This is a genomic window from Lachnospira eligens (assembly GCF_009680455.1).
Lineage (GTDB): Bacteria > Bacillota > Clostridia > Lachnospirales > Lachnospiraceae > Lachnospira > Lachnospira eligens_A.
The window spans coordinates 91,296-104,073 of sequence record NZ_WKRD01000006.1; the positions used below are offsets into that span (position 1 = coordinate 91,296).

The following is a 12,778-nucleotide window of genomic DNA, read 5'->3' on the forward strand; positions in this document are numbered from 1 at the left end:
TACACATGGAAGTATATACAGTGGAAGGCAGTCATGTTTATGTTGTGGTTGGAGAGACAAAACATCCAATGCTTGAAGAGCATTTCATTGAGTGGATTACATTAAATACAAACCAGGGAATATACAGAAAACAGTTAAATCCAGTGCAGGAGCCGGTAGCAGATTTTTGTCTTTGCGATGGTGAACAGGTAGAAGAAGTATATGCATATTGTAACCTGCATGGATTATGGAAATGCTAAAAGCATTTATACATATTAAGATTACAGAACAACACAAATATAACAGTAATATAGGCTGTGTATTAATATATTTACAAGGAGGAACAACGAATGAAATACGTATGTGATGTTTGCGGATGGGAATACGATGAGGAGAAGGGCTATCCAGAAGGTGGTATTGCACCTGGTACAAAGTGGGAGGATATTCCAGAAGATTTTGAATGTCCGTTATGCTCTGTTGGAAAAGAGCAGTTCTCAGAAGCATAAATGTATTATGATAGGATTATAACAATGAAAGAAGAACTAAGTATAGATATCATCGGACTTGCAGGAGCCTGTTCTTATGCTTTGGACTGTATAGAAGCAGAGTTGGTAAATATCAAAAACAAACATGGAAAAAGAGTGGCTTATATAAGTATATGCATGGCTGAATATTGGAAAATTGAAGGTGATGAATTACAAGATTTAGCCATGTGTGCTTTACTGCATGATAATGCTTTGACACAATATATTTCGGAAGAACTGAAAAAGGATTCCGTCATTAATTGTAAAAAAGATTTATCCGAGAAAAAAACAAATCTTCATTGTATTTATGGTGAAAAAAATATTACTAAAATTCCATTTAAAACAGATGTGTCAAATGTGATTTTGTATCATCATGAACATGCCGATGGAACTGGTCCTTTTCAAAAAAAGTGGAATGAAATTCCATTGTTTGCAAGGATTATTCATCTTGCAGATACCATTGATATTATAGGAAATAACATGGAATCTGGTAATAACAGTTGGAATTTTATATGTCAATTTCTTTTAAAAAATAAGGACGGATTATTTGATTCAGAATGTGTGAATGCTTTTCTTCATGCATTCACACATTCCGAATCTTTTATGTGTTTAAATGATGGTTCTTTTGAAACGAAGTTATGGGAGATTATCCCAAGACAAAAACAGGTTTTTGATTGGAAAACGTGTAAAAATGTCGCAGATTTTTTTGCAAAGATTGTAGATTATAAATCTTCTTTTACAAGCAGACATTCTATAGGAGTGGCTGAAAAAGCAGCTTTTTTTGCTCAATATATCGGATATGATTCTATTAATGTGCAAAAAATGTATCTGGCTGGTGCACTGCATGATATTGGGAAGATGGCAGTAGGCAATGAAATTTTGGAAAAACCGGATAAGCTTACGGATGATGAATTTTCAAAAATGAAGAATCATGCTGGCTATACATACCTTATATTATCAGAGGTTAATGATTTTGAAGAAATACGAGACTGGGCAGCTTTCCATCATGAAAAATTAAATGGAAAAGGGTATCCTTTTGGAAAAACCGCAGCTGAATTAAATGAGCCGGAACGTATAATGGCATGTATTGATATTTATCAGGCATTAACCGAGGACAGACCATATAAGAAAGGTTTATCGCACGAAAAAACGTGTGAGATGCTTGATGACATGGCGCAGAAAGGTTTTGTTGATTCTGATATTTCCAAGAAAATTAGGGAATGTTTTGGTGGAATCTAACATTAAAAACGAGAAAGTATAGAAAATTCATGAGAAATGCATTTGCCTATTATGAATAGTATTGAACAGGTTCATAAAACAAATAAACTGAAAGTAGGATTAATTTATGTATGAAATGAAACCAGAATATTATATCGGTATAGATATGATAGACGAAGAACACAAGCAGTTATTTAAATATGCAGATGAGGCATATGAACTGCTTCATGATGAGTTTACACCGGATAAATATGATAGGATTGATATAATATTAGAAAATCTCCGAAATTATACAGTAAAACACTTTAGTGATGAAGAGCAGTATATGGAATCTATTAATTATAAGAAGATATTTACACAGAAAGTTCAACATCAGGAATTTATACATAAACTTGATGAATTTATGGAACATCACAATGATGAGGTAGAAGATCAAGATGAACAGATTATGGGGATTTTAAAATATCTCACAGAGTGGTTAGTTAATCACATTCTGTATGTCGATGGTCAAATTCCAAAAGGCTGATATAGTAAGAAAGGCTGTTATTTTTTAGAAAGTAGCAGCCTTTTTTATTTTGAATATAAAATATGACACATACACTTGACAATATGCATACATGGATGAAATAGGACATTTCTTCCTAAAAACAGTATGTTTATGGTATACTAGCTAATAATAATGCAGTTTCAATCGACATTACATATTATGAAGAGAAATTAATGCAAAGGAGTTACAATCAAATGGATAACAATGAAGTAGTAACAGAAGAAGTGGCAGCAGTTGTTGAAAATAATACAGGTATTGAAAAATAGATAGTGGCGAAAGAGACGCGACTTTGTTTTCTTAGCAGTTTTATCGACAAAGAAAAAAATGAATTATACAATAGACCTTCTTATCACTATGGTGACAGATTAGATTGCAGAAGAAACGGGCAAGGACAGAAAAGAGATATTGGCTGTTTGACGTGTGAGTCATGCTGTGACAAAAAAGATAGCTGCTGTTAGAGGGGAAATGCTAAGTCCTGTAATGCTTATGCTTGTAAGAATTGCAAATAAGACGAAAGGAAGGTTTCTATGACAGTAAAAGAAAAAGCAGAGCTGATTGTAAAAGATATAAAGAAAGAACGGGGAACAAATCCGGTTGTCATTTTTAAGCAGATTGCAGAGAAGGAATATGTCAGTATTCATGGACCGGAACACCATATATTAGATGGTGCAAGTTTGCTTGTAGCCTACAAAAACGCAGGTGGAGAGATAGACTTAGAACAAGCGTTGGACAGGCTGATGGCAGAGGGCCTTAGGATGCCGGGGGCAATGTGCGGTTTATGGGGAATATGCGGAGCAATCACATCTATAGGTGCTGCACTAGCAATCATTGACGGAACAGGTCCGCTTTCAACCGATGGAACATGGGGAAATCATATGCAGTTTACCTCGAAAGCAATTGGAGAATTAGGAACCATAAACGGGCCAAGATGCTGCAAGAGAGATGCAATGATAGCATTTAAGAATGGTATTGATTATGTAAATGCTCATTATGGAGTAACATTGCAATATGAACAAATGCAATGCGGATTCACAGATTTTAATGAGCAATGTATAAAGGAGAGGTGTCCATTTTATGAGTAAGATAAAAGTAGCTTTTATTTGTGTCCATAATTCCTGCCGAAGTCAGATTGCTGAGGCTTTTGGAAGACATCTGGCATCAGATGTGTTTCAAAGTTATTCGGCGGGGACAGAAACAAAACCACAGATTAATCAGGATGCTGTCCGTATTATGAAGGAATTATATAATATAGATATGGAAGCAGAAGGACAGCTCAGTAAGCTGGTTAGTGATATTCCAGAACCGGATATTGCAATATCAATGGGATGTAATGTAGGGTGTCCATTTATAGGCAGACCATTTGATGATAATTGGGGACTTGAAGATCCAACTGGGAAAAGCGATGAGGAATTTAAGATAGTCATTGAACAAATAAAGCATGATATTTTGGAGTTAAAAAGTCGATTGAACTATAATGAGATTTAATAAACTTTTTGTCTGACTGAGAAAATTAATAATAAACTTACACAGCACTTTAGCCAGAACAGGTTAGAGTGCTTTTTTCATACCATAAAAGGAGGCGGTTGAAGCACAACGCATACCGAGCAGTGATTTACATGTAAGGAATATAAGGATGGAGTAGTTATTTCGAAAACGATGTACTAGGAATTGATGAATTCACATGGCTGCCTGAAACGGAATCCGAAATTGACACCCCAATAACTAAATATTATAATATTCTATACGGCTTTAATAGTATTGTATTATATGCGCGATTAAGTGAAATACGTTAATGATAAGGAGAATGCAAATGGGGGGCTTAAAGTGCAAAATGTGCGGAAGTAATCTGGACATAGGGGATTCGATTACTGTCTGTAAATGCGAAAAATGTGGAACGAGCCAGACAGTTCCGGATATAGAGGACGATAAAGAACTTAAGCTGTTTGAGCGTGCCGGGAGACTGCGTTTTAACTGCGATTTTGATAAAGCAGCAGGAATATATAATACAATAACTGACAGTTACACAGAGGAAGCAGAAGGATACTGGGGATTAATCCTTTGCAAATATGGTATTGAATATGCGGATAATGCGAGTGGGAAAAAGGTACCTGTTTGTCACAGAATCTCTTATGATAGTGTAATGGATGATGAAGATTTTGAACTTGTTATGGAGAATTCAGATTCAGAGTCAAGAGCAATATTCAGGGAAGAAGCGAAGATAATAGAGGAAAATCGTAAGAAATATATTCAGATTGCTGAAAGTGAACAGCCATACGATATATATATAAGCTACAGGGCAAAAGATGATAATGGAGATAAGACGGCTGTTAGTGAAATAGCAGGACATTTATATAACAAGCTGACATCAGCCAGATACAGGGTATTTTTATCAGAAGCCGCACTTAAAGGAAAAAAGCAATCAGACTGTGAACCATACATATATTCAGCTCTTAATTCAGCAAATGTTATGCTTGCACTTGGTACATCATATGATGATTATAACAATGTCTGGGTTAAGAATGAATGGAACAGATATCTTGAGATAGCAGAAAAGAATAAGAACAAATGTCTTATTCCATGTTATAAAGATGTTGATGAATATGATATTCCTAAAGAATTTGCAGGTCTGAAGGTGTGCCAGCTTGGAAACGATGATACATTTAATAATATAATGGCTGAGATTGCAAATGTGGTGAAGCAGGAATCAGTTAACCAGCCAGCACCAGAACCAGAAAAGGCTGAACCAGCGGAAGAGATTGAACTTGAAGAAATAGAAATCATCGAACCAGTGGATATCAATAAGCTGCTTGATGAAGGATTTTCTGCAATTTCAGATAAGAACTGGAAAAAAGCCAATAAGCTTTTCTTTCATGTCCTTGATGAAGAACCTGATAATTCAAAGGCATACTGGGGACAGCTTCTTGTGCAGCAGGAATGCACTAATGCAAGAGAAATGGCAGATAATCTGTATCTTCAGGTAATTGGAAATACATCAGATAATACATATGAACTGGAAATCAGAGACAGGCGTCAGGAGATAAAGGACAAGTATCCTGTTGCTAATCTGTTCTCAGAAGAAGAGTATGCGAATCTGTTTGATGTACATTTTAACTATCAGTCAGGTGTTGAGAATACAAAGAGTGCTATTGCAGCTAATAATGAGCATTACATATTAAGTGATAATGAGCTTTTCAAGAGGGCAAAGCAGAATGCCGATGCTGAGGTGGCAGCCGGAATAGAAGAATTTGTTGCTAATGTAAACAGTCATCTTGACGAGATATTAAAGAATGTCACAGAACAGGAACAACAGGAGATAGATGCAGCCAGACAGCAGGAGACAGCATATTTTTCAAAGCTTGAGGATGCATTTAAGAAGGCAGACGATATGGCAAATGCTAATCTTTCCAACAATGAAGCAGAATACCAGAAAGACCATGATTCGTGGGAGTATGAGAGAGATAATCTTGAGGAAGCCAGACAGCAGTGGGTTAAGGATGTTGAAGAGAAGCAGAAGGAACATGATGAGTGGCTGGCTGTAAATGGCGCAGCTATTGAAGAATGGAATGCCAAGAAGAAAGAATATAATGACAACAAGCAGAAACTTGAATATGAGTTAAAGAGACTTCAGGAAGATAAAGGATTTATAGAAGGTTTTATGGCTGGGGCAAAAGCAGCCAAGAAGGATAAGGAAATAATGAATGTAAGGATTGAATTATCACGGCTGGCATTGCCTAAAGAACCGATAATGCCTAAAGAACCGGTTATTCCACCGGAACCGGCATTGAGAAGAGAGCCAGAAAAGCCTGATTATGACATAATGATTGGACGAAATGATGTACTTGATACATTTAGAAGTCTTATGGCGTAGTGAGTATTTATAAGAAAGGGGATAAGTATGAAATATTCAAATGTTGTTGTTGCCGGAGGCGGAGTGCTTGGAAGCCAGATTGCTTTTCAGGCAGCATATTGTGGATTTAATGTAACTATCTGGTTAAGAAGCGAGGGGTCTATTGGAAGAACACAGCCTAAGATTGACCATCTTAAGCAGACTTATATTGAAGCTATTGAGAAGATGGCAGAGGATAAGAATGCGTGGTGTGCAGGACTTGCGGATGAAGATACATTTGACAAGGAAGAGTGTCTTAAGAAGGTTGAAAATGCATACGCTAATCTCAAGCTTGAACTTGATATGGCTAAGGCTGTGGCAGATGCAGACCTTGTGATTGAGTCTATGGCTGAGAACGAAAAGGATAAGATTGCTTTCTATGAAAAGCTTTCACCACTTCTTCCAGAAAAGACTGTGATTGTAACTAATTCATCGACACTTCTTCCATCAATGTTTGCAAAATATACTGGCAGACCAGACAAATATTTGTCATTACATTTTGCTAATTCTATATGGAAGAATAATACTGCAGAAATTATGACACAGGCTCAGACTGATGAGAAGTATTTTAACGAAGTTATGCAGTTTGCTAACGATATACGAATGATTGGACTTCCTGTAAGAAAGGAAAAGAGCGGATATCTGCTTAATTCTATGCTGGTTCCATTCCTTCTTAGCGGACTTGATCTGTATGCTGCAGGAGTGTCTGATCCTGAAAGCATTGATATTGCATGGACAAGAGGAACAGGTGCACCTAAAGGCCCTTTCCAGATATTTGATACAGTAGGGCTTAATACTGCATATAATATTGTTCACCAGTATCAGAGTGTTCCGGGAATATTCTCACCACTTCTTAAGAAGATGATGATGCCATATAATTTCAAGAAGATGGAAGCTATTCTCAAGAAGTATATTGATGAGGGAAAGCTTGGAATGTCTTCAGGTGAAGGCTTTTATAAATACAACTAAGGAATGATAATATGACGACTAGGGAAGAAGCACTTGCATATGGACTTTCTTTTCCTGATACTTATCAGGAAGCGCCTTTTCATGATGAGAACTGGCAGCTTGTAAGAGTTAAAGGATGTAAGAAAGTATTTTTATGGACATATGAGCGCAATGGATATATTAATCTTAATGTGAAGGTTTCACCTGAGTGGCGCGACCTATGGAGAAGTACATATTCATCGGTGATTGCGGGCTGGCATCAGAATAAGGAACACTGGAATACTATTATTCTTGATGGAACTGTTCCTGATGAAGATATCAGACGCATGATTGCGGAAAGTTATGACCTTGTATCTGACAGTCCGACTAAGAGGATATACGAAGCTGTTAAGAAGATTCCTAGAGGACAGGTTGCAACATATGGACAGATTGCAGAGCTTGCAGGCGATAAGAAGATGGCGCGTGCGGTTGGCAATGCACTTCATAAGAACCCGGATCCATTACATATTCCGTGCTACAGAGTAGTTAATTCGAAGGGAGAGCTTGCCGGGGAATTCGCATTTGGAGGAGCCGGAAAGCAGGCAGAGCTTCTTATGGCAGATGGAATTGAGGTTGTTAATGGCAGGGTTGACCTGAAAAAATATGGAATGAAATTCTGAATTACTATAATGATATATGAAATAATGCCGATATATATTAGGCATGGAAGGCGCATTTATTCAATGGATTGAAGCTGTTGGATGAATGCGTTTTTTATTATTTGCCACTTGGACCTTTCTGGAAAGTGGCGCGGCTGCGACTGACTGAGCGGCTGCAGAAAGGAGAATACATGAATATTAACACACAAATGAGGTATGGTGCTTATTCAGAGTACAGTTTCAGAACAACCAAAACTGGCAAAGGTGACACCGGTTTTGAAGAATCTATGAAGCCGGACAATAATATCCAGTACAAATCATTAGGAATTGGCTTCTTAAATGTGGGGGATACCGGCTACGGAATGAGGGCAACCCAGATTATTAATCCGGACAGTGAGGACACGATCGTAAGAGTAAGCATTGCACTGGGTGGAAATGAATTCAGGGATTATGATGTTAATCTTTCCGAGATAGATCCATCCAATGCAAGTGCTGTGGAAATGTTTGCATACTGCCAGTATGCAGATTCAACCAGTGAAGGTTCATACAAATGGGGAAGCTGGAATGCCTTAAAACATTTGACAGATGATATGGCATATTCATACAATTCACTGGATGAAGCTTTAACTGAAAAGAAAAACTGGAATGCTGCACTGGCTGGCTCAGGTATTGAACTTGAAAATGAGGCAACGGGTAAAAGATATTTTGTAGGAGATCTCATTGAAATGCTCAAACAGCAGTATGAGCTTACAGCAGACGATCTTGAGGAAAAGGACTGGCGGGATATGTCAGACAAAGAATGGGAAAAGCTTTTAAACAGTTTTGACCAGAATATTGATGCAATCAAGGATAAAATCAGAAAGCTTAAGGAAGTTCAGGATGAAGCAGCTTCTAAGGCAGCAGCTAATGCACCGGCAGGGCAGAAGGCAAATGCGGCTTCAAGCGCAGCACAGAGTGCAGCAGCCAATGGATTCGCATCCGATGTAAAGACTGAGGATGAAGAATGGATAGAAGAAAACAGTTGGACATATGATATGAAAACAGAGGATCAGACAATTCTTCATAAAGCAGCTATTGCCAATGAAAAAGCACAGGACAGCCTTAGCAAGTCTCAGGAGCTTATGCTTACAGGAGACACAACAGAAGGTGTAAGCAAGACAGAAGGTGCAACAGAAAGTGCATCATGTGATGATGAATCAGGAGAGAAAGTGTGGACAGTTACTGCATATACCGAGCAGGGAATTACATGTAAGGAATTTAAGGACGGAGTAGGCACACTTTTGTGGCAGATTGATTTTAAAAATCCGACAGATTACAACAAGGTTATGGATTACCTCGATAACGAAAAAGAAGAGGATATATTAAAGTATGCCAGGGATAAGGAATTCTGGGAGAAGCTTATCTGGGGGTAAGATAAACTGAAATAAAAGTAAAATGGACTTTCTGCACGGTAAATCCGTGGGAAGGTCCGTTTTATTATTACTTTATCACCAGCACCCTGTCGGTATCATCACCATCAACTTTAGCGAATTTCTTAGCAGTGAATGAATCGGCGGAGCATTTGCCAATGTAACTTTTTACGCCAGTGACAGGACTTATCCACCACATGTCTCGTCCCAGTTACATACAACACCATAGCTTACACCATCATGTCCTCCGTACTTTCATAATGGATATATTATAGCATATTTTGTAAAAATGTTTTATAATAAAAACATTAAGTATTTGAAACGGAGATTGTTATGTGGAAGATAAAACAGATATTTGACGGAGATTATGGGTGTGAAGAACTTGCAGAAGGGCAGACACCCAGGGTTTCTGTTATGCTTGTTGATGAAGCTGGCGCTAAGAAATATATTACAGTAGAAGATAAATGGCTTACTGATAACGGACTTGATGAAGGTTCAGTGTGGCCGGAGGATACAGATGAATAGATTGACAAATGCTGCTAAATATGCAGCTATTATAATGTCGCTGATAGTTACTGTGACGATGGTGTCAGGCTGTAAAAAGAATAATACTGATGTTTCATCGGAATTGAATAAATCGGACATTGAAGAAACAAGTCAGGATATGACTGGAAGCGGAATCGAGGATTCAGATGCAGGCAGTCAGTCTGCTGAGGAGACAGCAGAAACAGAAAGCACAGAGCAGACAGGAAGCGATTTTGAAGGGAATACAGAACAGATTGAAACAGATGCAGGGCAGGAGGAGACGCAGAATCCATATATAAGACAGAAAGAACCATATACCGGAGTCCCTGTATATGAGAATCTGGAACACATTTATATGAATACAACATGGGAATATGCGGACCATTCTGCTATAAGTGATGGATATGCTGTTCTTTATAAAGCGTCAGGTCAGAGAAAGAACATTGTTGTCGGAGTTAATGCCGGGCATGGAACGGCAGGAGGTTCGGCGGTCAGAACATTGTGCCATCCGGATGGTTCTCTTAAGAGTACAGGAGGCAGTACGGCGGCTGGCGCTGCGACAGCAACGGCGGTGTCAGGCGGAATGACATTTTATGATGGGACACCAGAGAGCGAAGTAACACTTAAGATGGCAGAGATTTTAAGAGATAAACTTCTGTTAGAAGGATATGATGTGCTGATGATAAGGGATTCATCAGATGTACAGCTTGATAATGTGGCAAGAACTGTAATATGTAACAATGTTGCAGACTGTCATATATCATTGCACTGGGATGGTGATGGACTTTCATACGATAAGGGATGCTTTTATATAGCAGTTCCCGATGCAATTAAGAATATGAGTCCTGTGGCAGACCACTGGCAGCAGCATGATTCACTTGGGGCATCACTTGTTGACGGACTTCGTGGACAAGGTGCAAAGATTCATGGTTCTGGAAGCATGGCGATAGATCTGACACAGACATCATACAGTACAGTTCCGTCAGTTGATATGGAACTTGGGAATGCAAGCTCAGACCATAGTGATGAAACATTAGAAATGCTTGCCAATGGACTTGTGAATGGCGTTGGTGCATTTTTTGGATACTGATAATTAAGAATTAAATTCGACATATTTTAAGGAGAACAATAATGGATAAGAAAACACAGATTATAGCAGTAGCAGGAAAAGGAGGCGTTGGTAAGACTTCGCTGGCGGGAGTTATTGTAAAGCTTCTTGTTGAGGCACACCCAGATAAGAAGATACTTGCGATTGACGCTGACCCGGCGGTCGGACTTTCTACAGTGCTTAATGTTGAGGTTGATAAGACTATAGATGATATAAGAAAAGAAGTAATCAAGAATGTTGAAGGCGGAGATACCAAGACTGCTGTGGAGTTACTTGGAGAAGCCAAATACGAGATAATGGATGCAGTTGTTGAACAGGACGGATATGCATTTATCGCAATAGGAAGACCTGAGACAGCGGGCTGTTACTGCAAGATTAATTCATATCTTAAAGAAGTTATCACAATGCTTTCAGATAAGTTTGATTATGTTGTAATTGATGGAGAAGCAGGAATAGAGCAGATTAACAGAAGAGTTATGGAGAAGGTTACACATCTGCTGCTTGTTACTGACGCAAGCAAGAAGGGATGCCAGGTTGTGCAGACAATCAAGAAAGTTGCAGATGAGCTTGTGATGTATGACAGAATCGGAGTTATCGCTAACAGAATACCGGATATGGAGGTTGCGAAGCTTATGGATATCGGCGGCCTTGAGCTGCTTTCAGTAATACAGAGCGATTCCAAGCTTGCGCAGGCAGATGTTCTTGGTGAAAATGTATTCAATCTCCCTGATGATGCGATTATTGTTGAGGGTGCAAAGAAAGCCCTTGTTAATATGGGAATATTGTAAGAGGAGGCAAATGTGAAGGATTTAGCTAATCTGTATTATTTTGAGAAGCTTTTGGAGGACGTGAATAACGACCTTGTAAGGCAGGCACAGGCTAAAGGTGATATTGCAATCGGTGCAGTCTGTTTTCAGATACCGGAGCCGCTTATTAATCTGCCGGGCAGTTTTTCGGTAAGGCTGCGTGCACCCCGTACAGGTTCTATAGAGATGGGTACATATTACATGAGCAGTATGCTATGTGAGGGATGTCGTGCGATATTAGAGAGAGCAATTGAGGGTGGATTTAACTTTCTTGACTGTATAATTGCGCCGGATGCATGTGCGCAGATGAACAGGTGCGTAGAGAATATTGAGAGACAGCACCTTATAGAGAAGGAAAAATTCTTTGTGGAATATTCAGATGTTCCGATGAAGAATGATGAGACGGCGTTAAGACATTTTGTTAAGCAGATGAGACTTCATGTGCTTGAACCGCTTAATAATACATATGGAATAGACATATCAGATGATGCACTTAGAAAGTCAGTAGAATTGCAGAATAAGATAAGCCGGCTTATAAGAAGCATCGGTGATTACAGAAAAGAAGATAATCCAAGAATTACTGGGTATGAATTCGCGGTTCTGTGTCTTGCAACCTACTGCTGCCCGAAAGAGGCACTTATAGAAAAGCTCGAAGAAACACTTGAGGAACTTAAGACACGTGAACCTGATAAAAAATGTAATTACAGGGCAAGGGTCGTAATGGTTGGTTCAGAGATTGATAACCCTGAGCTTATAAAGCTTGCTGAGGAGGCAGGTGCACTGGTTGTGGCTGACAGATTCTGTTTTGGTTCACTTCCGGGAAGAGATGAGATTATTCTTAACGATACAGAGGATGTTCTTACACAGATATGCAGACAGTATATGAAGTGGGGACAGTGTCCAAGATTCATGAATACAGAAAAGATTATCGAGAGACAGGAGTATGTTGACGCAATAGCTAAAGAGTATAAGGCGGATGGTCTTATATATCAGCAGATTAAATTCTGTGATTACTGGGGCTATGAGAGGGCTTCGGCATTCCATGTCATGAAAGAAAAATACGGCTATCCTGTTCTTTCAATTGACAGACCTTATGCTGTCGGAACTTCTGGACAGTTAAGAACAAGGATACAGGCATTTGTTGAGAGCCTTGAGATTAAGCGTATCAATGCAGGAAGGAAATTATAAAT

At 38.7% G+C, this 12,778-nt stretch carries 13 protein-coding genes and 1 pseudogene; all 14 read left to right on the forward strand.

Features of this window, described 5'->3' with window-relative positions; genetic code table 11:
- Positions 1–2 precede the first annotated feature (2 nt).
- A pseudogene (locus tag GKE48_RS08980) lies at positions 3–239 on the forward strand (desulfoferrodoxin family protein); the annotation flags it as partial.
- Positions 240–329: 90 nt separating this feature from the next.
- On the forward strand, positions 330–485 hold the full coding sequence (locus tag GKE48_RS08985; RefSeq protein ID WP_154300893.1) for a rubredoxin: 156 nt from the start codon (positions 330–332) through the stop codon (positions 483–485).
- Entirely contained in the window at positions 486–1,742 is a 1,257-nt protein-coding gene (locus GKE48_RS08990; protein WP_173016910.1) for an HD-GYP domain-containing protein, read from the forward strand. It abuts the gene before it with no gap.
- Between the two features lie 106 nt (positions 1,743–1,848).
- Positions 1,849–2,247 carry a bacteriohemerythrin gene (locus tag GKE48_RS08995; protein WP_055288227.1) on the forward strand — a complete coding sequence of 133 codons (399 nt, stop codon included), beginning with the start codon at positions 1,849–1,851 and terminating at the stop codon, positions 2,245–2,247.
- 548 nt (positions 2,248–2,795) lie between these two features.
- On the forward strand, positions 2,796–3,350 hold the full coding sequence (locus GKE48_RS09005; protein ID WP_119212211.1) for a DUF5714 domain-containing protein: 555 nt from the start codon (positions 2,796–2,798) through the stop codon (positions 3,348–3,350).
- Positions 3,343–3,753 (forward strand): arsenate reductase ArsC, encoded by a 411-nt coding sequence (locus tag GKE48_RS09010; RefSeq protein WP_154300895.1) that lies wholly within the window; start codon positions 3,343–3,345, stop codon positions 3,751–3,753. Before GKE48_RS09005 ends, GKE48_RS09010 begins: the two co-directional genes overlap by 8 nt.
- A 325-nt stretch (positions 3,754–4,078) precedes the next feature.
- Positions 4,079–6,136: a toll/interleukin-1 receptor domain-containing protein gene (locus tag GKE48_RS09015; RefSeq protein ID WP_154300896.1), complete on the forward strand. Its 2,058-nt coding sequence runs from the start codon at positions 4,079–4,081 to the stop codon at positions 6,134–6,136.
- A gap of 27 nt (positions 6,137–6,163) precedes the next feature.
- A complete protein-coding gene (locus GKE48_RS09020; RefSeq protein ID WP_022098210.1) occupies positions 6,164–7,123 on the forward strand; it encodes a 3-hydroxyacyl-CoA dehydrogenase in 960 nt (319 codons plus the stop codon).
- An 11-nt stretch (positions 7,124–7,134) separates the two neighbouring features.
- A complete protein-coding gene (locus tag GKE48_RS09025) occupies positions 7,135–7,761 on the forward strand; it encodes a methylated-DNA--[protein]-cysteine S-methyltransferase (RefSeq protein WP_022098209.1) in 627 nt (208 codons plus the stop codon).
- A 170-nt stretch (positions 7,762–7,931) separates the two neighbouring features.
- Positions 7,932–9,152 carry a hypothetical protein gene (locus GKE48_RS09030; protein ID WP_154300897.1) on the forward strand — a complete coding sequence of 407 codons (1,221 nt, stop codon included), beginning with the start codon at positions 7,932–7,934 and terminating at the stop codon, positions 9,150–9,152.
- Positions 9,153–9,482: 330 nt separating this feature from the next.
- Positions 9,483–9,674 carry a hypothetical protein gene (locus GKE48_RS09040; protein WP_012739874.1) on the forward strand — a complete coding sequence of 64 codons (192 nt, stop codon included), beginning with the start codon at positions 9,483–9,485 and terminating at the stop codon, positions 9,672–9,674.
- Positions 9,667–10,764, forward strand: a complete 1,098-nt coding sequence (locus GKE48_RS09045; protein WP_154300898.1) for an N-acetylmuramoyl-L-alanine amidase family protein — start codon at positions 9,667–9,669, stop codon at positions 10,762–10,764. The genes GKE48_RS09040 and GKE48_RS09045 overlap by 8 nt, the downstream gene beginning before the upstream one ends.
- A gap of 41 nt (positions 10,765–10,805) precedes the next feature.
- Entirely contained in the window at positions 10,806–11,570 is a 765-nt protein-coding gene (locus tag GKE48_RS09050; protein WP_154300899.1) for an ATP-binding protein, read from the forward strand.
- A 12-nt stretch (positions 11,571–11,582) separates the two neighbouring features.
- Positions 11,583–12,776, forward strand: coding sequence for a 2-hydroxyacyl-CoA dehydratase family protein (locus GKE48_RS09055; RefSeq protein WP_118351140.1), 1,194 nt, complete (start codon positions 11,583–11,585; stop codon positions 12,774–12,776).
- Positions 12,777–12,778: the final 2 nt, after the last annotated feature.